This window comes from Niabella sp., from assembly GCF_030150205.1.
GTDB lineage: Bacteria > Bacteroidota > Bacteroidia > Chitinophagales > Chitinophagaceae > Niabella.
The window spans coordinates 24786-47399 of sequence record NZ_JASLGT010000027.1 but is presented as its reverse complement, the minus strand read 5'-3'; the positions used below and the strand labels follow the sequence as shown (position 1 = coordinate 47399).

General features: G+C 47.4%; 12 protein-coding genes. 9 read left to right on the top strand and 3 right to left on the bottom strand.

Annotated elements, in window-relative coordinates; all coding sequences use genetic code 11:
* Nucleotides 1-349: 349 nt before the first annotated feature.
* Nucleotides 350-1063, top strand: coding sequence for a pirin family protein (locus tag Q1V85_RS20285; RefSeq protein WP_300602430.1), 714 nt, complete (start codon nt 350-352; stop codon nt 1061-1063).
* Between the two features lie 175 nt (nt 1064-1238).
* Here the strand turns inward: Q1V85_RS20285 and hepC are convergent, their stop codons facing one another.
* The 3 genes from hepC to Q1V85_RS20270 form a co-directional block, all read right to left on the bottom strand.
* The gene (gene hepC, locus Q1V85_RS20280) at nt 1239-3206 is read right to left on the bottom strand and encodes a heparin-sulfate lyase HepC (protein WP_300602428.1); all 1968 of its coding nucleotides are present in this window, start codon (nt 3204-3206) and stop codon (nt 1239-1241) included.
* A 39-nt stretch (nt 3207-3245) separates the two neighbouring features.
* Nucleotides 3246-5216 (bottom strand): heparin lyase I family protein, encoded by a 1971-nt coding sequence (locus Q1V85_RS20275; protein ID WP_300602426.1) that lies wholly within the window; start codon nt 5214-5216, stop codon nt 3246-3248.
* A gap of 180 nt (nt 5217-5396) precedes the next feature.
* Nucleotides 5397-6608: a glycoside hydrolase family 88 protein gene (locus Q1V85_RS20270; RefSeq protein WP_300602424.1), complete on the bottom strand. Its 1212-nt coding sequence runs from the start codon at nt 6606-6608 to the stop codon at nt 5397-5399.
* 619 nt (nt 6609-7227) lie between these two features.
* Between Q1V85_RS20270 and Q1V85_RS20265 the strand changes: the two genes are divergently transcribed.
* From Q1V85_RS20265 to Q1V85_RS20230, 8 genes are all read left to right on the top strand, one after another.
* Entirely contained in the window at nt 7228-10404 is a 3177-nt protein-coding gene (locus tag Q1V85_RS20265; protein ID WP_300602422.1) for a TonB-dependent receptor, read from the top strand.
* Between the two features lie 118 nt (nt 10405-10522).
* A complete protein-coding gene (locus tag Q1V85_RS20260) occupies nt 10523-12400 on the top strand; it encodes a RagB/SusD family nutrient uptake outer membrane protein (protein ID WP_300602420.1) in 1878 nt (625 codons plus the stop codon).
* 39 nt (nt 12401-12439) lie between these two features.
* A complete protein-coding gene (locus Q1V85_RS20255) occupies nt 12440-13951 on the top strand; it encodes a sulfatase (protein ID WP_300602419.1) in 1512 nt (503 codons plus the stop codon).
* Between the two features lie 189 nt (nt 13952-14140).
* Nucleotides 14141-15109: an ROK family protein gene (locus Q1V85_RS20250; protein WP_300602417.1), complete on the top strand. Its 969-nt coding sequence runs from the start codon at nt 14141-14143 to the stop codon at nt 15107-15109.
* Between the two features lie 3 nt (nt 15110-15112).
* On the top strand, nt 15113-16375 hold the full coding sequence (locus Q1V85_RS20245; RefSeq protein WP_300602416.1) for an MFS transporter: 1263 nt from the start codon (nt 15113-15115) through the stop codon (nt 16373-16375).
* Between the two features lie 139 nt (nt 16376-16514).
* Nucleotides 16515-17663 carry a heparin lyase I family protein gene (locus Q1V85_RS20240; RefSeq protein ID WP_300602414.1) on the top strand — a complete coding sequence of 383 codons (1149 nt, stop codon included), beginning with the start codon at nt 16515-16517 and terminating at the stop codon, nt 17661-17663.
* Nucleotides 17664-17804: 141 nt separating this feature from the next.
* Nucleotides 17805-19331 (top strand): sulfatase, encoded by a 1527-nt coding sequence (locus Q1V85_RS20235; protein ID WP_300602413.1) that lies wholly within the window; start codon nt 17805-17807, stop codon nt 19329-19331.
* Between the two features lie 52 nt (nt 19332-19383).
* Entirely contained in the window at nt 19384-22572 is a 3189-nt protein-coding gene (locus Q1V85_RS20230) for a chondroitinase family polysaccharide lyase (RefSeq protein ID WP_300602411.1), read from the top strand.
* Nucleotides 22573-22614 lie beyond the last annotated feature (42 nt).

The following is a 22614-nucleotide window of genomic DNA, read 5'->3' as shown; positions in this document are numbered from 1 at the left end:
TTAACGTAGATTAAGCGGTAATAACTACCGGTTTTGTTACTTTGTAAGCTGTTTGGGGGAAGGCAGCGGACAGCTCAGCGGTTTGCTGCTATTCAGGAATTCGATGGCCGCTGATTCGCAGATTGTGTTATTGAAATCAGCGCATCTGTGGCATTAATGCTGGTTTTGTAAAGACGCGGAGACGACAAAAATGATCGCTACTATTTTGTTTAAGCCGGGGAGCTGGATGGCCGCTGATTCGCAAATTGTGTTGTTGGATCAGCGCATCTGCGGCCTTTATTCAAACATGATTTTTGTTATTGAATCAATACATCTGTGGCATCGTATATCCATTTAAAAAATTAAAAATATGCAGGTACAACATTTTAAAGCATCCGAAAGAGGCGTTAAGGATGCCGGCTGGCTGAAGAGTAATTTTGTTTTCAGTTTCAGCAATTATTATAACCCGGTTAAAAGCGCCTTTGGCACGTTGATGGCATTCAATGACGACTACCTGGCACCGGGTAAGGGATTTGGCATTCACCCGCACGTGAATATGGAGATCATTTCCATTTTGCTGAAAGGGAGGATGAACCATAAGGATACGCTTGGCTATAATACCGAATTTGAAGAAGGCGGGGTGCAGATCATGAGCGCCGGAAGCGGGTTGCGGCATGAGGAATACAATATCGGTGAAGAAGAAGTGAATTTTTTACAGATCTGGATCTATCCGAAACAACAAAACATTACGCCGCGGTATCAGTACCGCAGTTTTCCAAAAGAAACGCGAAAGAACAGGCTGGTAACCATCGTGTCCGGAGAGGAAGGACAGGCGCATTGCTGGATCAACCAGAATGCCAAATTGAGTCTGGGTTATTTTGAAGCGGACAACAGCACTACCTATTCTTTTAATCCTGAAAATAAATGCCTGTTTGTATTTGTGATCTCCGGATCTGTTACCGTAAACGGTGTGGATGTTCCGGAACGGGATGCCCTGGGTGTATGGGATACGGATACGGCAACCATCCGGTGTAATACGGAGAGCGAATACCTGGTAATAGAGACGGTGGTGAATCAGAAATGATGAAGAAATGTTATAGTCTGAAGTGCATAGTTAATGGTGAGAAGCTGAAGCTGATTGTAATAGATGTGTTTGCATCTTTGTAGCAGCAGCGTTGACGCATAAAATAAAGTGAGATGCAGGCTTCAGACCGTACATCTCACTTTTTAGCTATACATTTATTCCTCTTCAAAAAAGACTATCGTGCAGGTTGCACCGTAATCTCTTTCTTTTTCCCGTCAACCGATAAGGTAAGCCGGATGGTGCCTGTTTCGTAGTTGTTCCCTGCATTTTCTTTTAACGTAATGACCGGAGCATTTTTGCTGCTGAAGGGGTACAGTACGGTAACAAAGGTTTGAGTGGCATTTCCTGTTTTTGATTTTTCAAATACAAAGGCGGGGCGTTCCAGTTCCTGACGATAGGAGTAGGAAACCTTACCTTCTTCTTCTTTTAATGTAACGGGTTCCTGGTTCAGGTTCTGGATCAGCAGGTTGTTGGCATCATTAAAGCGGGTGTATACCCGACGGTGCTCCTGATCAAAAACAGCATTGCAGTTTTCTTTAAGCTGAAAATGTGTGCCGATAGTACCGGTTGCTTTGCCCATAGCCCGGTCGATGATAAGAAAATATTGCTGATCGATAAACAATACCGTACGCTGGTGATTCAGTTCCGTGTAGCTGGGATTGGTGTAGGTAAGAATGTCCAGGTCCCTGCCCGTTTTCCATTGCTGCAGCGCGGCCTTGGTTATCACCATATTCTCATTGTTTAATGTGAGCGTACTATGTACCCGGGTTTGCCGGTACCAGTCTCTGAGTTTCATGATGGTAGAATCTCCTGCATATACATAGCAGCCGGCGTCCGGTGTAAAGTTCCGGCCTTTGATCCAGAGCTCGAAAGTGCCATTGTCTGGCTGGGCATGGAAGGCCCCGGGAGGACTGGCTTTTAACACCATTACGGTTGAAGCATTGTTCCAGCCGTTCCGGAACGTATAAAAACCGGAAGTGGTTAGCCCGTGTGAAAGAAAAGAAGGCTGTTTGCCTTTTTTGCCATCGGTGGCGTAGTACTGAATCACTTCATTATGCGGAAAGGCCTTGGCCCAGCTGGCGTATGATTTCAGCATTGAGGATTTATCTACCAGTTTGGCATCACTGAATACTGGGTAGGTATAATCGGGGAAGGAGAAGTTAATGGTGGCCAGGATCATTTTTTCAACAGTTTCTTTATAACTCGCCGGAAATACCTGGTCCATGCCGGCTTTTTGCGTAGAGCGAAGGGCACTCAGGAAGGTATTGATCATGGCTACATGATAGTTGGGTGACAACTCCCATTGCACACCATCCGGGTACACCTGTTTTTTAATTTCATCATTGAGAATGGCAACACCGCCATCTCTCCAGCCGGCCGCTTTTTTAAATTCGGGGAAGGAAACACCGGCAAACAATACCCGCTGTGCTTCAAAAAGCCGGTGGTTACCACGGTCGGCATAATTGCCCGACAGGTAATCGGCCTGCTGGTGGTAATTGTTTAAGAACGCCATCAGGAATGCCGGCGTAAAGTTGGGTGAGTGTACAAAAATATTAAAGGAAGGCGCCAGGTTTAAGATCCTGTCTGAAATTTCCAGCGGCCGCCAGGCGTATTTATCATTGTCTTTCGACAAGCCTAACGGATTTTTCTTTGCCCAATCCGTAAACTGGAACATCCATTCCTTTGCATAGCGCTCATCCTTTGTAGCCCGGTATACCAATGCCATGGACTGCCACCATTTTACCCGGTGCAGCTGCCAGCGCACTTCATTGTCCTTAACCGGCCAGTATTGCCAGTTGATGTCCCTGCCATAATCGAAAAATCCATAACCCTTATGCGGTTTGAATTTATGCTCCAGCGCGCTGTCTGCTGCAGCGCGCGTGGCTTTATCGATGGGCTGGTTTAAATCGATCTCTTCTTCCGCCGCGCTAAAATCCGGGTCCTTACTTTTCTTTTTATAATAGGCAAGTAAAGCTTCCGCCGCTGCATCATAACGCTGTGCCTGTACCGCGGCCTTAACCTTTTCCAACCCGGGGTAATTCAGGTTAATGACATTGAAACTTTCTTTGGTGGGCGCCGGGGTTTGCGCGTTGATCAATGTACCCAAAAATGAAAAAAAGGCGATGTATATCAGTTTAACCATAACGTAAATTTTAGAATGTATAATGAGCGTTCATGCCGGTTACAGATCGGATGTAGCCGTTACGATTTTTGAAAAAGTAGCGTTACCGTCCATATCTACCTGCTTTATCCTTACATATATTTTATCTCCATATCCCGAAACCGCGGCATCATTATACTTGCTGCAAGATGCAATGATGACTGTTAACGTTGCAGTGGCCATAAATAAGGCGTTTCTTGTGCTGTGGCAACGAGATACTCCCAGGCCCAGTAAACCGAAAAGCAGCGGCAAACTTAACAGGGTTGCCATATCGGTTGCGGCAATGCCCCATTCGTAATGCTGCGGTACCGATGCGTTGCCGTTTTTGGATTGCACGGTTTTAACGGCAGTGAATTTTTTACCATCTTTTGAAACCTGGATTTCAAAATACCTGTTATTGGTTTCGTAGAGGCTTTGCCAGTTTACCACCAATCCTTTGTCTTTTAAGACGGCCGATATGGAACCAAAGACTACCGGCAACGCGGTATTGGGTACTGTTTCACCGTAGAACCGGAACTCCTCAAGTCCCACACTATTGCCGCTTCCGCCGGCTGTGGAGCCATACCAATACATTCGTAGTGTAATGGGTTGTGTTATATCGGTAAGTGCCGACAGGTCGTATTTTGTGATGGTGGTTACTCCCGCTGCATTGTTGGTGGTAATGGGGGGCGAAATATCGGTGCTGAAGCCATCCCTGCTGGAGCCTAGCACAAAAGTATTGGGCGCTGTTATGGTACCGCGCCGCCAGGAAAAAACAATGGAGTCGAAATTGACAACATAGCCTGTTACAGGGCTCAACTTAAATTCATAATACTGTGTAAGATCCACCGGAGTGGGGCTGGCTGCTGTTCCTATATTAAATCCGTTAACGAGGTACCGGCCGGCAGGCCCGGGCGCTAAAGGAGTACCCGCGGCGCCGGAGGCGGTTAGCGAGGCTCTTGAGAAGTCGGAAGACGGGCTTCCTTCTACATTGTCTCCAGCCCCGGGAGCGGGCGAACTGCTATTAAAATATACAATGTTTTGCGATGGAGTGTACTGTATATTAGGATCTATATAAATGGTATTGCCGGTATTGATATAGGCTGCAGGAGCCGTAATGTTGGCGGCTTTTGTATAAGGTCCGTCTAAATAGGAGGGGTTGGCATCCGGTATGCTATTTCCCCAAATAAGGCCCCGGCGCGCTGTTGCCGGCGATGGATTTAGCTCAATGATGCGTATATCATCGTGGTAAACAATACGGGTAATATCGGGCGGAACTACGTATACCCCCCATTTAATATACCCGATATTGTTTCCTCCACCCGGAAATGTTATATAATCTGTTTTTTCATCTGCCAGCACATAATCCGGCTGGCCGGGCAACTTCATATAGGTTCTGATGTACCCGGTGGCGTCCAGCGTCCATTTTGCATCAATTCTAAACTGGATCCATTGGTTTACATAAGGCAGAAGATCTTTCAGGATGTCTTTTGTTGTAACACCGCTTGCAACGTCATTGTAACGAAGCCGGATCACATTCCGCTGCGTACGTACCTGCAGCGGTACTTCCTGCCCGCTCGATACTTTGAGCTGGAAAAAATTGGTTTCATTGATCGGATCGCCGGTGTTCCAGGGTGTCCAGTCTTTTAATAATACGCTAAACTCATAACGGCGTTCCATTCCCGGCGAAAAACGGGCGGGTAAATATTGGAGCGCAGCACTTTCGCTTCTCCAGTTTCCATCCGAATAATAAGTGCTGTCGCCATATACCACTTTATGCGCTATGGCATAATTGCCGGTAGCGCCGGGGCTTACCATATATACGGCGTCTGCACCCGGTGCACTGGTAGGCTCAACATCCGGAAAGCCCGAATTGAGCGCACCGTTTTCGTAGTCTATGTTTAAAATCGTTTTTCCCACAACCTGGGCAAGAACAGAACCCGCTGCTACAAAAAGCAGCAGTGCTGCAATAAGGCTGATACGGGTCGTTATGGCTGCAAATCGTTTGTTCATTTATAACGTATATTAAAATTAGCCGCATCTGAAAGAAAGACAGGCCGTATCAAAAGTTGTTCAAATGCACAAATTCAGCATGACAGAAGCAGTTTTTTAGTCAGCCCCCAAAATGAGCTCTTCTGATACGGCCCCGTTCTCCTTCAATAAACCGAAATACCTGAATGGCCTGCCCTGGGTCTATTGCAATGGCAGAGCGATCTTCTTCAGTGCCGCATACTTTTTCAAGGCCTCCAGGTAGTAATAATCGGCATAATTCAGCGGCGTATCAATTTCTGAATTATACAGGAAGGCACCTACGCTATGCTTCAGGAGAAAAAAATGATTTTCGCCCGGTTTTGCCAGGAAATCGGGCGCGGACAAGGCCTTTAATATATCTTCTGCGTAATCTGCGTATTTTTTGCCGTCTTTTACTTTGGTACTCAAATCCAGGAGTCCGCAGGCAATAACAGCAGCGGCAGAGGCGTCGCGGGGTGCCCGGCCGTCAGAATCCAGCGCATTGTGTACATCAAAGTCCCATACAGGAATTTTGTTTTTAGGCATCCGCGGGTGCGTCATAATAAACTGCGCAATATGTTGCGCCTGTTCCAGGAACCGGGGATTATTGCTGTTGTTGTAACACATAATATACCCGTAAAGCCCCCAGGCCTGTCCCCGGGCCCAGGCCGATTCATCGGAAAGCCCCTGGTGGGTCTCTTTGCTCCGTACTTTGCCGGTAACAGGGTCATAATCCACTACGTGGTAGGAGCTATAATCTTTCCGGAAATGATTTTTCATGGTGGTGAACGCATGGGTGTTGGCTGCCTGGTTATAGGCCGGCTTTTTAAATTGAGTGCCCGCCCAGTACAGGTATTCCAGGTTCATCATATTATCGATGATCACCGGGAACTTCCAGTGGTCGCCAAAATCCCAGGAGCGGATTACTCCGGTTTTGGGGCTGAAACGGTTATAAAGATGTTGTGCGCCGTCTTCCAGTACAGGCAGGTAGGTTTTGTCTCCCGTAATGCGCCAGGCATTACCGTAAGAGCAATAGAGCATAAAACCAAGGTCATGCGTTTTGGTTATATAGCGGATAGAGTCCAGGGCAAGAGTAAAAGTACGGGCAGATGTGGCCAGGGCCTTGTTTCCCGTTAACTCATAACCATACCAGAGCGAGCCGGGAAAAAAACCAGTGGTCCAGTCGGTATAAGGCGCTGTTCGCACCGTGCCGTTGGGGTTTACGGAGCGGGGATTTAACCCGGGAGTATAGGTTCCTGCGGCACGGGTCAACTGCTCGCCAATAACGGTAACAGAATGCCGGAACCAGTCCTGTGTATCTCCGGGTTGCGCCTGAACCTGTAGGGTAACAAACAAAAGGATGCCTGAAATAATGGCATGGAATCGTCTTTTCATGAGCTTTTTCTTTTCTTAAAAGTTTCCGATAAAAATAGCATTCCGCACCAGCAAGCTGTTTCAATATTGATTTTAATATTTTAAAACTGGATGAAATTTTGAAAATAAATGGGAAAAGCACGGCCCGGAGAAAAAGGGCCCAGCGTTTTTTGTTGTTTCTTACATTGTTGATTATCAATGTTGAGTTTTGCGTATTAATATCCGGAAGCAGAAAAATAACCAAAATTGAAAAAAGAAAAACCCATTTTTAAAACCTCCGGGCCAAAGGCGCTCTATATTTATGGGTGTTAAAAGCGGCGCTTTTCCGCGCAAGACCAACGATTAAAGCGGGAAGGATGAAGGTAATGGTTTCTTTACGACACTTTGTCGGGTTTTAAAATGGGGTACACGTAATTGCTTCGATTGTTGCCATTGAAACTGAAGATTGATTATCCGGACAACGCTGTTTTGAACCATTGACCTTAACGTCTAAAATGTACAGATTATGCCATTTGTTATTACAGGCAGCAGCCACGTCAACTGCAGTTCCCGGAAACAGGAGCGGCAAGCAAGTACCCGAACGCCCCATGAATCACTCATAAAAAAAATCATTTCACCTGGTTTAAAATTCAAGCTTAAAATGAGATCAACGTTTGTTCTATTATTATTACTGATGGGTGTTTCTGGCACACTGACTGCACAAACCATCAAGGTAACAGGAATTGTCAGTAACGCGTCGGGGGAGCCGCTGGCGGGCGCCACCGTTCAGGAAAAAGGTACTGCCCGTACGGTGCTCTCTCAAAAAAGCGGCCGGTACTCAATTCAGGTGGAGGCCAACGCGCTGTTGGTCATTTCGCATATCGGCTACGAGACCAAAGAAGTAACGGTAAACAACCGGGAGCAGATTGATATCAGCCTGATGGAGCAGGATAAAAGCCTGGAACAGGTAGTGGTTGTAGGGTATGGAACCCAAAAAAGAAAGGACCTTACAGGAGCGGTTAGCTCCGTAAGCGGCGCGGAACTGGCAAAAGTGCCGGTACAAAACGTAGGGCAGGCGCTCCAGGGCCGGCTGGCGGGTGTTCAGGTAACCATGAACGATGGATCGCCCGGTGCCGATCCTTCCATAAAAATACGGGGAGGAACCTCTATTTCCCAAAGCAATCAGCCTTTATATGTCATCGATGGTATTCCTCAAACCGATGGTCTTGGTTTTCTTGATCCGATGGACATCGAGTCGGTAGATGTACTGAAAGATGCTTCGGCTATCGCTATTTATGGAGCGCGTGGTGGTAATGGTGTGGTATTAATTACCACAAAACAAACAAAAGCCGGTAAAGTAACCGTAAACTATGACGGTTATGCAGGTGCCAAACACATCACGAAAGAAATTCCCGTGATGAACGGCTACGACTATTTGCTGCTGAGCTATGAGCGTTCGCTGGGCGATCCGACCCGCCTGGCCGGCTTTATCAAGCAGTACGGCACTTTCGATTCGTTGCAGCTTTTATATGGCAACCGCCCCGGTATCGACTGGCAGAAAGAAACATTCGGCAGCACGGTATATAATCAATACCATAAAGTAAGTGTAAGCGGCGGCAGCAAGGATACAAAGATCAATATGTTCTTTTCACGGAATAAGGATAATGGCATTATGATTCACAGCGCTTCCACCAAAAATATCGGCAAGCTATCGGTGAATCAAAAAGTAGGCGAAAAGCTCAATGTGAACGCCCTTGTAAGTTACTCCAACCAGAAAATAGAGGGACTGTCTCCTGCTGAAGGGGGAAATGCCCGGTTGGCTGTATTGCAAAACCTTTTACAATATCGCCCTGTAGCCGGCAGAAGTACATCGGATGATGACCTGATCGATTATGCAACGGACCCGGTAGACAACCCGGGAGGAGCTCCCACGTTTCAAAGTCCGGTAATTGGCGCCCGTTCAAGACTGCGGGAACGCGTCATCAATATTATGAATGCCAATGTAACCGCACAATACAAACTTACCAGGGATCTTACCTACCGCGGTGTAATCGGCTATACGATTAAAGATACCAAGGACAAGCAGTTTAATACCAGTGAGTCGATTACAGCCATCCGCAGCGGCGGGCCCTTTGGCAGCATCGGGCAGGCAAAAGATCCCCGTTTTACCTACAGCAACACACTTACCTATAGTAAGACGTTTGCGGCGGCACATAAGCTGGATGTAATGGCCGGGCAGGAATATCAATACATCTATCATGAAGATTTCAGCGCCAGTTCCAATGCCTTCCCATCTGTAAACAATGGCTGGGATAACCTGTCGCTGGGAACAGTACTGGGTACACCTTCATCCTATGCAGAGGAAGATAAATTACTTTCTTATTTTACCCGGCTTAATTATGGGTATAAAGATAAGTACCTGTTCACCGCAACCATGCGTGCAGACGGTTCTTCCAAATTCGGTGCAAATAACCGCTGGGGCTATTTCCCTTCTGCCGCATTTGCATGGCGGGTGATCAACGAAAATTTCATGAAGAACAATTCCCTGTTTTCTGATTTAAAGCTGCGCCTGGGTTATGGCCTTACCGGTAATAACCGTATTGCCAATTATGCGGCACTGGGTATTTATGGAACGGGGTCCTACAATCTCAATAATACGGTTGTGATATCGGCTGCAGAAAACAATCTGCCCAATCCCAATTTGAAATGGGAAGCCACCGAGGGCCGCAACATTGGGGTGGATATGGGCTTTTTAAGCCAGCGGATCACTTTAACTGCTGAAGTGTATGATAACCGGTCCAGGAACCTGCTTTATAACACCCGCATCCCTTCAAGTTCGGGCTTTGTAACCCAGTTTCAGAATATCGGAAGCACTTCCAGCAAGGGCCTGGAGTTTACGCTGAATACCGTAAATATTAAGAAAACAGATTTCAGCTGGAGCTCCAGCCTGAACATATCTTTTCCAAAAACAAAGGTACTGTCGCTGAGCCAGGGAGAAAATTCGATGGTATTACCCAGCTATACCGGCTATAACAGTAACCCCAGCATTAACGATTATATCCTGCAGGTAGGTCAGCCGGTGGGAATGATGTATGGCTATGTGGCAGACGGTTTGTACCAGGTAAGCGATTTTGATTTTAACGCAGCTACCAATACCTATACATTAAAAACAGGGGTGGTTCAGGACAACCGTACCGTGCAGCCGGGCTACCAGAAATTTAAAGATATAAGCGGACCGGATGGAATACCTGATGGTAAGATCACAGATCTGGACCGCACGGTGATTGGCAATTCCAATCCTAAATATACCGGCGGCTTTAACAATACGGTTACCTATAAAGGATTTGATCTGAGTGCCTTTGTAAATTTTACAGTAGGCAATGATATTTATAATGCCAATGTGCTGAACAATTCAGCGCTGAGCCAGGATTATAAAAATACGTTAGCCCGCTTTGCAGACCGGTGGATGACGATTGATGCCAGTGGTCAGCGGGTAACGGATCCTGCTGCACTGGAAGCGCTGAACCAGGGGAAAACCGTACCTTCTTATATTGGTATTGTATCAGACAGACCTTATAGCAGCCTGATAGAAGACGGGTCGTTTTTGAGGATCAACAATATCAGCCTGGGGTATACCTTGCCCAAGCTTTTTTTGAAAAGAGCAAAAATTGCAAATGCGCGGGTATATATCACCGCATACAACCTGCATGTGTTTACGAAATATTCTGGTTATGATCCGGAAGTAAGTGTGGTAAACAATGCGCTTACACCGGGTGTAGACTTCAGCGCTTATCCAAGGGCGAGATCATTTGTGGCTGGTATCAATTTATCCTTATAATTTATTTAAAGATTTTATACAATGAAATGCGCATAAAAATCAGCGAGCTAATTATATACAAAGCGATGATGATTTTTATGCGGATTCCATCTGGCAATAAAAAATAAAAAACAAACAGATGAAACTTATATCAAAACGTTTTATATGGATGGCGCTTGCGGCCGGCTCGCTGCTTGCTTTAGGTTCCTGCAAAAAAGCATTAGAGGTAAAAGCGTATTCGTACTTTACCAGCGATAATTTTTTTAGCGATGCAGATGAAGCCTATATGGCCACCCTGGGTGTATATGGTGCTGTATCAAATTTTTCGGGTTATGGCTGGTATGTACCGATGGTGCTGGATAATGATAATGACATCAGCCAGATATCGGGAAATAGTGTGGATAGCTGGCGTGTAATCCCTCATTACCTGGGTATCCCGGAAACCGATATTTATTACAGCACCTGGAGCGTATTGTACCAGGGCATTGACCGGGCCAATGTGGTAATTGAAAAGATCCCGCAAATGACCTTGTTTGCCTCCGGTACAGACGATCAGAAAGCATCGTTGAACCGTATGTTGGGTGAGGCCAAGTTTTTGCGTGGATTTTATTATTCGGAGTTGGTGCGCTTTTGGGGCGATGTGCCGTTCAAAACGACCTCTTCCAAAGCCGGTGATAACCTGAAAGGGGGCTTAACCGACCGTTATGTGATCTATGCCCAAATTATTAAAGATATGCAGGAAGCGATCGATTTGCTGCCTGCTGCCATGCCCACGGATGAACGGATCAATAAATGGGGCGCAAAGGCAATGCTGGCAAGGGTTTGTCTGTTTGCAGGAGGCTACTCACTGGCCAACGATGGTACCATGAAACGGCCTGCGAATTACAAAGATTATTATAAAACGGCACAAACCCAGATCAATGAGATCATGGCATCTAACCCGTATAAGCTGAACCCCAGCTATCCCCAGGTATTTATTAATCAGTGCAAACATAATTTAGAGCCTACTGAAAGTGTTTTTCAAATAGCGCTTTACACTGTAACAGATCCGGCCGGTGATGTACCCAACTCTTCCCGCTTCGGATTCTGGAATGCGCCGGCAACTTCAAAAGGTGTATATGGCTCAACCAATTTAAGAGAGGCCACTGTACGGCCGTTTTACGAAAGCTTCCAGGCGGGTGACTTTAGAAAGGACTTTGCAGTGGCCCGCTTTAACGTGGCTGCTGACGGAAGTCGTACCTATATCGTAACCGGTAACGGTGATCAGAACTGGGCACCTGGCAAATGGAGCCGTGAGTATCAGACCAATTCTATCACGGAACAGACCAGTACCGATATCAACTGTGTGGTGATGCGTTATTCGGACCTGCTGCTGATGCGTGCGGAAGTAGAAAATGAATTGAATGAAGGTCCCAATGATATCGCACTTGATGCCATCAACCAGGTACGGAGAAGAGCGTATGGATTGGATATGCCGGGAAATGCGGTAAGTTTTGCCCTTACCAGTGGGGGCAGCGGCTATACAGGTGTACCAACCGTACAGGTTTCCGGCGGCGGTGGCAACTACGCATCAGTAACCGTTACCACACGCACTGGTGATAAATTATCAGCGATCACCTTAAATAACCCCGGTTATGGATATACATCGGCTCCCACAGTTACATTAACCGGCGGTGGTGGATCAGGTGCGGTAATCACAGCATCGCTTGTACCCAAACCCACAACGGCGCAGGTTTATATACCCGGCGGATTGACCAAGCAACAGTTTTTGGATACTCTTGTTTCTGAACGTGCTAAAGAATTGTGCTTTGAAGGTATGCGCCGTTCCGACCTTGTCCGCTGGAATTTGCTGGGTACCAAAATAGCCGATACCTATGCTAAAACACAGGCAATAAGAGCTTCTTATCCCTATCTTTCCGGAACCAATTTCAAAGCCGGAAAGCATGAGCTGTTCCCTTACCCGCAAAATGAAAAAGATGTAAACAGCTCTATTACCCACCAGAATCCAGGCTGGTAAACAGGACTTTAAAAACAGAAATAATAAAATCGATTGATCATGTTAAAACAATGGAGCTATCTCTTTTATTTCGCTTGTTTGCTGTCATTTGCCGGCGGTTGTAAATCGCAGCAAAAGGAGCGGCCGGCGTCCCGTCCCAATATCCTCATCGTGATGTCCGATAACCAGTCGGCCGGTCATGTGGGTATTTATGGCGATTCAACCGTACGAACACCCAATATGGATAAGGTGGCAGGCGACGGCGTACGTTTTACCAATGCATTTTGCAACTCTCCTTCCTGTACGCCATCGCGGGCCGGGTTTCTCACCGGCCAGGATATCTGGCGGTTGGAAGAGGGTGCCAACTTATGGAGTATATTGCCTACAAAATACCCGCTGTACACCGACTTGCTGGAAGCTTCGGGTTATGAAATCGGCTTCCAGGGCAAAGGCTGGGGACCGGGAAGTTTTGAGGCCAACGGCCGCAAGCGCAACCCGGGTGGAAATCCGTATGAAACCTTTGGCCAGTTCTTAAAACAAAAGAAGCTGGGCGCTCCCTGGTCCTACTGGATCAGCAGTCATGAGCCGCATCGTCCGTACGAAGTAGGCATCGGTGCTAAATCGGGTATCGATCCGCAAAAGGTAAAAGTACCGGGCTATCTTCCGGATGCGCCGGATGTGCGCACGGATATTGCCGATTACTATCATTCTGTAGAAGTTTTTGATAAAGAACTGGGCGATGCATTAGCCTTATTAAAACAAAGCGGTGAACTGGAAAACACCATCGTGGTGGTTTGCAGTGACAATGGCTGGCAGATGCCCCGCGGACTGGCCAACCTGTATGATTTCGGAACCCATGTGCCCCTGATCATTTCCTGGCCGGGTAAGTTTAAGAAAGCAGCCGTTACCAGCGGATTGGTTACGCTGAACGATCTGGCGCCTACCTTCCTGCAGCTGGCCGGTGTACCGGTACCTGCAGAAATGACCGCAAAAAGTTTATTGCCGGTGCTGGATAATAACAGTAAAGAGCCGGACACTGAAAGGGAATTTGTGGTACTGGGCAGGGAGCGGCATGCCTTTGTGCGGCAGCACGGAATGGGCTATCCCGGAAGAGCCATACGCACCAAACAATATTTATATATCCGCAATTATGAACCCGATCGCTGGGCGGCCGGAGATCCTCCGCTGTACGGAGATATAGATCCCTATATGCTCAACTATCCTGGTCCTGCCAAGTTTTATATGATCGCCAATAAGGCGAACCCTGCCGTGAAAAACCTGTTTGAACTGGGGATGGGCAAACGTCCGGCAGAAGAGCTGTTCGATATCACCAGCGATCCTTACGAACTGCATAACCTGGCTGCTGACCCCGCATATAAAAATGTAAAAGAAAAGCTGGCGGCACAAATGCAGGATTACCTGGTAAAAACAAAAGATCCGCGTGCTACGGGCGGAGATGTAAGCATCTGGGATAAGGCGCCTTATTTTAGCGATATTGATAAACGCGCGCATCCAAGTGCAGAAGCCATCCGGCAGTTTAAGCTGGATTCTGTGTATGATTATATAAAATAAATGGTATTGGGGCTGATCAAAAACTGGCTTCTTGTCATGCTGAATTCATTTCAGCAGTTAAAACAGATACGGGTTGTTCATAAATGCTGAAACTGTAGATCCTGAAGCGAGTTCAGGGTGCAATCTCAGCACGGCAATTCAATGTAGCAGATTTTTAGTCAGCCCCGATACAAAAAAAGATACCGTCATTTGAAAGAACAATTTGCAATAGGAATAGATGTGGGCGGCTCTGCGCTGAAATGCGGCGTGGTAGCGGAAGACGGAAACCTGGTTCACTGCTTTACAGAGACCATACAAAAAGATAGCGGGGAGGCCGGCATCATTGAACAGATCGCGGTATGTATTGCACAGGCGGCGGCTGCAGCAGCGGATAAAGGTGGAACGGTTTGTGGCACGGGTATTGGTTTTCCGGGCATTGTTGAAGACAATGTGGTCATTGGTGGTGCAGATAACCTGCCTGGGTTTGAACAGCTGCCCCTCGGACGCCTGTTACAGGAGCGCACCGGTTACAGAACCCTTGTAGATAATGATGCCAATATGATGGGTATGGGCGAGTGGATTTATGGCGCTGCAAAGGGATGCAGTGATATTGTTTTTTTAACGGTGGGCACCGGCATTGGCGGGGCGCTCATTATCAATAACCAGTTATATGGCGGATACCGTAACAGAGGTACGGAGCTGGGACATATCATTATCCGGCACGGGGGCATAGCCTGCTCCTGTGGGTCAAGGGGCTGTTTTGAGGCGTACGCCTCCGTAGCAGCTTTAATCGGGCATTATCAATTACTAAAACAGGATGTACCGGAGCTGGTAGATGGTAAGCAAATTATTGAAGGCTATGTTCAGCAGGAAGATGCGGCCCTTGCAGCAATGGCGTATCATTTTGATTATATGGCGGCGGGTATCGCCGGCTACATCAATATATTCAGTCCGCAAAAAGTGGTGATTGGCGGAGGTATCAGTGAGGCCGGTGATTTTTATATCCGGGAAATAACAGAAAGGGTGGCCCGGCTGGCAATGCCGGCGGCCAGCGAACAAACCATACTGGTAGCCGCTGCATTGGGAAATAAAGCCGGGTTGCAGGGCTGTGCCGCAAAAATTTTTCAATCGCTTGCCGGATCAACATCCGCAACGATATATAACCAATCAACAAATTAACGGATGCAGCAACGAAATAATTTCCTGGTAGGGGTCATCTTACTGATCTGGTTTGTAATCTCCTTTGTAACCAATATCCTGGGTCCCCTAATGCCCATTATTATTGAAACTTACGGGTTGAGTCTGACGATGGCTGCCTTCCTGCCCTTTTCTTTTTTCCTGGCATATGGAATCATGTCGGTTCCGGCGGGCATGATGATAGAACGGCTGGGTGAAAAAAAATCAATGCTCATTGCCTTTGCGCTGAATTTTTCGGGTGCATTGATCTTTGCCTTCAATCCCCAGTACAGCATGGCACTGGCCTCGCTGTTTATCATCGGTATTGGTATGGCCATGCTCCAGGTAATCATCAACCCGTTGATGCGTACTGCGGGAGGAGAAGAAAATTTTGCGTTCTTTTCGGTGATGGGGCAGCTGGTATTTGGCCTGGCCTCTTTTGTAAGCCCCTTTGTATTTACCTACCTGATGAAAGAATTGGCTGGGCAACCGGTAAGCAATCCATTGGTGAGCGTGTTAGGCGGATTGGTACGGGACGGGCTGCACTGGACGGCGCTCTACTGGCTGTTTAGCGTTATCTTTTTAGTGATGTTGTTGATGCTGGCGCTTATAAAGATGCCGGCAGTGGAGTTAAAAGAAGATGAAAAATCCGGAGCCGCTTCGGCATACTGGGAATTGCTCGGAAAGCGCGATGTATGGTTATTCTTCCTGGGCATTGTAGCGTATGTTGGTACGGAGCAGTCGCTCGCAAACTGGATGTCGGAATTTTTAAAACGCTATCACCAGGTAGATCCCGCTACGGATGGTGCCAACGCCGTTGCATGGTTCTGGGGATTGATGACCATTGGTTGTTTATTGGGACTGGTCGTATTAAAGCTGTGGGACTCAAAATGGATACTGAAGATCGCCTGTGTCCTTTCGGCCATCGTGTTGAGCGCAGCGCTGCTGGGAAGCAGGGAGCTTTCCCTGTGGGCCTTTCCTGCTGCAGGGTTTACCATTTCGGTAATGTTTTCGGTGGTATTCTCGCTGGCGCTGAATTCCATCAGCAGGCATCACGGCTCTTTTTCGGGTATTTTGTGCTCCGGCATTTTTGGAGGAGCGTTGATACCTTTTATTGTAGGAGCATTGGGCGATTGGATCGGACTGCGCTATGCTTTATTGTTCCTGTATATCACGTTGGGCTACCTGTTCTTTATTGCAGCGTATGCAAAGCCCCTGGTAAATAACAAAACGATGACGTTAAAAGAGATCTTTTCGCGTAAAAAATAATAAAGCGAGATAAAGCCAATAGATGAAATGTTTTTTTTCAATAGTCAATAAACAAATAAACATTTGAGTTGTCAAAGTTACATCCACCAATAAAAATCCGTTTCATCCGGAATTTATCCAGGGCAATAAAAAATAACGAATGAAAAAAATAAGCATAGGTCTGTTGACGGTATGGTTCGCGTCAAATGCAGCAGCGCAGCAATCAGGGCTGGAACCCGTTACCGGCAGGGTAAATGTACAGGCGGATACGGCCGGTAAATCAGACATCGTAGACGGGGAGTGGGTGGCTGTGGGCATCAACCGCTCGTATGCTATTCAAAAGGATGCCACACGCAGTTTTAATGGGAAACCGTCCTACCGGTTTGAACTGAAAGGAGAAGACAATTCCCTGGAGGGATACGAGGAGGGCAGCACCAAGGGCCGGGCAGAGCTTTGTTACTGTTATGCCACTGCAGATGATTTTAAAGGATTGCCACCGGATGCGTATCCGACGGAGCAGGTATTGAAAATGGTATACGACAGGGGCAAAGGCCAGTGCAAGCAGGGAACCAAATGGACCTATACCTTTTCGGTATATGTTCCTTCAGACTTACCAGGAGATGTGAATACCATTTTTGCACAATGGCATGGAATGCCTTCCCGCACCCTGGTGCAGGATCCTTCGGGAAAAATTATGCAGCTGACGCCACAGCAGTTCGTAAAATTGAGCGACAGCGTGGTGTTTAACAAAGACCAGGGTCATGAGAAGATAAAAGCGGTTGATAAAAAAGGAAACGAAGTGTTTAAAGCCGGCAGGAAAAATGGCTGGAAGATCGAGCAGGGAGGCTACCCGCCGCTGGCTTTTGGATTTTCCAATAATATGTTTTACATAAAGGCTAATTCCGATAGTAAATGGATGACCGATAAAACCGACCGTACCCTGGCCAACCCGGGCAAAGACGCTACCATGGTGCCGGTGCGCTCTGCCTATAAAATTTCAACGATCGCGTATAAAAGCGCTTTTGATACATTTCCCAAAGATACCTGGGTAACGTTTACCGTTGCCATCGACTGGTCCGTGTACGGCGGGGCAAATAATAAAATAGAACAGCCCGGCAAGCTGGATGTGGTGATGCAGTATCAAAAAGCTAAAAAGAATATAAGCGAGCATATTGTCAATAATCAGCGCATTGCCATCGGAAGAAATGATGAAAGCGGGTATTATTTCAAATTCGGTATTTACCGTGTTGGCAGCAGTACAACACCGGTTGTATATAACCTGGCGGGATATAGCCAGGTGCAGCGCTAGTATAAGACCGTTGCCCCGCTGAAGTGAAGCGGTTCCTACGGATCAATAAACATAAAGGATGTATTAATTATTTAAAGGGCCTGTTATTAATAACGTTTATTTTTAAAGGAAAACATGAAACGAGTATACCTGTCAACCCAAATGAAAAGGAAATTACCGCTTGTGGTATTGCTGGTGCTGCTTGGCGGCATTCTGCAGGCCCAGCGTCCGAATATAGTGTTGATCATTTCCGATGATCACGCTTTTCAGGCAATCAGTGCTTATGGCAATAAACAAATCCAGACGCCTGGTATTGACCGGCTGGCGAAAGAAGGCGCATTGTTCAGCAACGCGTATGTTACCAATTCCCTTTGCGGGCCCAGCAGGGCCGCCATTCTTACCGGTACCTACAGTCATGTAAACGGGTTTAAGGACAATGTGAATTTCAATTTTAATTTTAACCAGGGCAGTTTTGCCAAGGTTTTACAAGGGGCAGGCTATCAAACCGCCTGGATCGGCAAAATGCACCTGGGCGACAGTATTCCCCAGGGGCTGGATTATTACAGCATCCTGCCGGGACAGGGCCAGTATTATAACCCGGATTTTATTCAAACGGGCAACAAAACCCGCCGTTATAATGGGTATGTGACCGATGTAATTACAGATGTTGCCGAAAACTGGCTGGAACACCGGGATGCTTCCAAACCTTTTTGCCTGGTCATCGGGCATAAAGCCACGCACCGTACCTGGATGCCGGCGCTGGAAGACCTTGGCCGGTACGATAACATAAACTTTACCTTACCGGAAGATTTTTATGATGACTATTGCACCCGAAAAGCGGCAGCCGTACAGGACATGACCATCGCAAAGACCATGCGGATGATGCATGACCTGAAAATATATGAACCCGGCGATTCACTGGCAATTGAGAACAGTGTAAAACGGATGACAAAAGAGCAACAGCAAAAATGGTTTGCTTATTATGCCAAAGTAAAGGCCGACCTGGATGCAAAAGCGCCCAAAGGGAAGGCGCTTACAGAATGGAAATACCAGCGGTATATGAAGGATTACCTGGCAACGGCAGCATCACTTGACCGGAACATCAGTAAAACACTGGATTACCTGGACAAAAGCGGCCTGTCAAAAAATACCCTGGTGATCTATATGTCGGATCAGGGATTTTACATGGGAGAGCACGGATGGTTTGATAAACGGTTTATGTACGAAGAATCCTTCCGTACACCCATGGTGATGCGGTACCCGGGAGTGATCAGGCCTGGCAGGGTGATCAGCGACTATGTAATGAATATCGACCTGGCACCTACCTTCGTTGAAATGGCCGGCGCCCGTGTTCCGGAACGCATGCAGGGCATCTCTTTTTTGCCGCTACTGAAAAATAAAAAATATGCTTCCCGCAATGCGCTTTACTATCACTACTATGAGAATGGGGAACATTCCGTATCGCCGCATTTTGGTATTAAAACGAAACGTTATAAACTGATCCGGTTCTATGATAAGGTAGAAAGCTGGGAGTTATTCGACTTGCAGCAGGACCCACATGAACTGAAGAATAGATACGATGATCCGAAGATGGCTGCTATTGTGGCCACGCTCAAAAAGCAGTTGCTGGAACAGATCCGGCATTATAAGGATACGGATGCGGCCGTTATTTTTAATAAGGCATTATAAAGAGCACGAAAGAAGTCGGTTATACAGTGCGATGCTTCGTAAAGCAGGTTATATGAATAAAAAAATAAAAGCTTTTGTTGCTGTTACCATGGCACTATCTGCCGCTGTTCCACTTTGGGCACAATCTAAAGAAACCGCAGCTACTAAAATTATTACCGGGCAATTTGGTTTTGAAACCGACCGGGAGCAGGAGGGATGGGCGGCGCAAAACAGCAGTTTGTCTTTATCCACGGCACATTATAAAGAAGGACAGCGTTCGCTTTGCTGGAGCTGGAAAAGAACGGGATCACTGGAGGTTACCGGTCTTAAGGGGTTAAAGGAGGCCGGAGCCGTTTATCCCGGTGGCATTCCCGAAATTTATGAGCCATCCTTTTATCCCAAAGCCCGGTTTGGGGGCATGAAGATCTGGTTATACCAGGAAAAGCCGGTTACCGGTCAGTTGGTTTTCCAGCTGGGCAGCACAGTAGCAGCAGCGCGTCAATCGCCGAAATACCGGTTTGTAGTAAACCTGGATTTTACCGGCTGGCGAACGGTATGGGTTTGTTTTGATGAAGATGCCAAAGTGCCGGGATATAAGGGCAGCGATGAATTGCAGGCCCTGGTGGTGGTGCCCCAAAATGTACAGGAGCAGGAAGGAAAACTGTTTATCGATCATCTTACCCTGCTCAGCTTTGTATCCAACAAAAGAAGTTCCGACCTTCAGTTTGAAAATAAAAAACGCAATCTGCGATCGGCGGATGGGTATGAGATCCTGAAACCCTTTCAGACGTTTCGTGCGGCTACGTTTAACGGGAACGTGAATGCGTCCCGTCTGAAAGAAGAGAGCCGGCAGATCGCCTCCCGCCTGGAATTTTTGATCCTGGGCGATCAAACCGCCGACTGGAAGGAACGCGCTACCGGTATTGAAAAACTAATGCAGGGGAAATTAAAGGCTGCAAAAAATGCCTACGAACAATTAAACATAAAACGGGGGAATGGTACGGTAAACGGAGTGCCGCTGTTTGCCATAAGGGATGAGCATCCGGCACCGGAAGGACAGGTCTATGATAATGTGGCGCAGACCCTGTTATTTCCCCTGGCTGCAGACTACCGGTTAAATGGCTCCGCTCAATCCAAAGAACAGTTGCTGGCAGCACTGGATTATTTCCTGGACCAGGGATGGGCCGCAGGAAGTGCCATTGGTACGGTAGATCATGTGATCCGGTTAACACCAATAGCCACAGCCATCTTCCTGATGCGGGATGAACTGAAAGCACAAAACAAATTAAAACCGCAGGTAGACATGCTGATCTGGCATACCCGTATGGGCGGCCTGCTGGAACTGGATGCCACCCGGGGTGAAAATTCAGATAAAGTGCGTGGTGGTGCGATGGTAAAGCTGATCACCATTTTACTGATGGAGGATGATGCGCGCAAACAGCAGCTATTGCAGCAGTTTAAGGAGTATATGGATTATGTGGCGGCATTTGCACCCGGGTACAGCGATACCTTTAAGCCAGACTATTCTATTTACCACCACCGGGGTACCTACCTGAATGCATATGGTACCAACGCCTTAAACACAATGGCATTGATCCACTGGCTGCTGGAGGGAACCCCTTATGCGATGGGTGCTACAGCAACGCATACGCTTACTGCGGCATTAAAACAACAGGCGGCAATTGCCTATGGCGTACAAATTCATTATGGAGTCAGTGGCCGCTTTCCGCTTAATAATAGTTCGATAGATGGGAACAGCATGCCGGCTTTTGCATATATGAGTATGGCTGGCGACAGTATCCGTGATCCGGAACTGGCCGCGCTGTATAACTATATTTATGCGGTGGCGCAACCAGAAGAGCTGAATAAAATGTTGTTGCCGGCGCTTACTTATTCGGGAACCTATGGCACACTGGACCTGATGGTACGGCTGCATCGTAAGATGGGGACCATACAACAGGTGCCCACGGATGGTGTAACGGTAATGCCTTACTCCGGTTTGCTGGCTTACCGGCGCGGTAATGCCTTTGCTACCGTAAAGGGATACAACAAATATGTTTGGGATTACGAAGGCGGAAAGGGTGAAAATAACCTGGGGCGCTACCTGAGTCATGGCATGCTGGTGACCGCACAGGGGGATGAAAAGAATGGGTTTGATGGCCTGGGAATGGCGCTGAATGAAGGGTTCGACTGGTCGATGTTGCCGGGCGCTACTACAAAAAAATTACCGGCAGATAAAGTGTTGTACTACCCGCAGGCCGATCAGAAATATGTGGAGAGCAAGCACCGGAATTTTTCGGAGAGTGTGGTAGCAAGTGGCCTGAAACAGGGAACCAACGGACTTTTTGCATTGGACCTGAGAGATGATGTGTTTCCGGATGCAGACCGGTCCTTGTTTGACAATAGTTTCCGCGCCAAAAAAACATATTTTTTTATCGGGGATGAAATTATTTGCCTGGGTTCAGATATCCGGAATACTGATAGCCGGTACGCAACGGTAACCACCCTGTTCCAGTATCGCACGGATGAAAAGCGCTCCAATTATTTTAATGGAAAAAATATTACATCGCAACCGGTACAAATGGCAGACGGCGGTTATTTTACAGACCAGAATGGATTGCAGTACATCATTCCCAAAGGTCAACAGGTCCGGTGGGTACAGGGTACGCAGCAATCCTATCAATGGAAGAGCGCCAGCTATAGTCCCATAGAAGGTACCTACCTGAAAGCCTGGCTGGATCATGGTACACATCCCACCGGCGGCGGTTATGAATACCAGGTGCTGCTGCATACCCGGCAACCGGAACCCTATCTGCAATTTAAAACCTACACGGTATTGCAGAAGGATCATGTAGCGCACAGTATCCGGCACAAGGCCCTGGGCATTACGGCCTATGCGGTGTTTGAGCCCAATGGACTGTTAAAGGGGGATCTGCTGTTAAAAACAGATGCACCCCTGCTGGCCCAGTTTAAAGAAACAAAAGGGCGACTATTGCTTACTGTGGCTGGTCCGGATATTGGCCAGGCCCGGTGGAATCATAATATGTCGCATATGCCGGACAGCATTACCAATGCCTGGGCAAAGGGACGGGTCACCACCTGCACATTAAAAGGTGAATGGTATGTTACCGGTCAGGTGCCTGCGCTCATAAGCTCCGTTGTTAAAAACGGTAATACGGTCATTTCTGTATTTTGCAAGGATGGCGAAAGCATTGACCTGCCGTTGCAGCACCGGGGAGCCGGTACGGGGGAGGAAGATTGATACGTTTAAAAGCTGCAAGGTTTGAACCTTAACGGGATTCAG

Bases quoted from the DNA above. Each gene is read 5' to 3' on its own strand.
- Q1V85_RS20240 (WP_300602414.1), top strand. From the start codon at position 16,515: ATGAAAAAAATAAGCATAGGTCTGTTGACGGTATGGTTCGCGTCAAAT.
- Q1V85_RS20285 (WP_300602430.1), top strand. From the start codon at position 350: ATGCAGGTACAACATTTTAAAGCATCCGAAAGAGGCGTTAAGGATGCC.
- Q1V85_RS20235 (WP_300602413.1), top strand. From the start codon at position 17,805: ATGAAAAGGAAATTACCGCTTGTGGTATTGCTGGTGCTGCTTGGCGGC.
- Q1V85_RS20230 (WP_300602411.1), top strand. From the start codon at position 19,384: ATGAATAAAAAAATAAAAGCTTTTGTTGCTGTTACCATGGCACTATCT.
- Q1V85_RS20270 (WP_300602424.1), bottom strand. From the start codon at position 6,608: ATGAAAAGACGATTCCATGCCATTATTTCAGGCATCCTTTTGTTTGTT.
- Q1V85_RS20245 (WP_300602416.1), top strand. From the start codon at position 15,113: ATGCAGCAACGAAATAATTTCCTGGTAGGGGTCATCTTACTGATCTGG.
- Q1V85_RS20260 (WP_300602420.1), top strand. From the start codon at position 10,523: ATGAAACTTATATCAAAACGTTTTATATGGATGGCGCTTGCGGCCGGC.
- Q1V85_RS20275 (WP_300602426.1), bottom strand. From the start codon at position 5,216: ATGAACAAACGATTTGCAGCCATAACGACCCGTATCAGCCTTATTGCA.
- Q1V85_RS20265 (WP_300602422.1), top strand. From the start codon at position 7,228: ATGAGATCAACGTTTGTTCTATTATTATTACTGATGGGTGTTTCTGGC.
- hepC (WP_300602428.1), bottom strand. From the start codon at position 3,206: ATGGTTAAACTGATATACATCGCCTTTTTTTCATTTTTGGGTACATTG.
- Q1V85_RS20255 (WP_300602419.1), top strand. From the start codon at position 12,440: ATGTTAAAACAATGGAGCTATCTCTTTTATTTCGCTTGTTTGCTGTCA.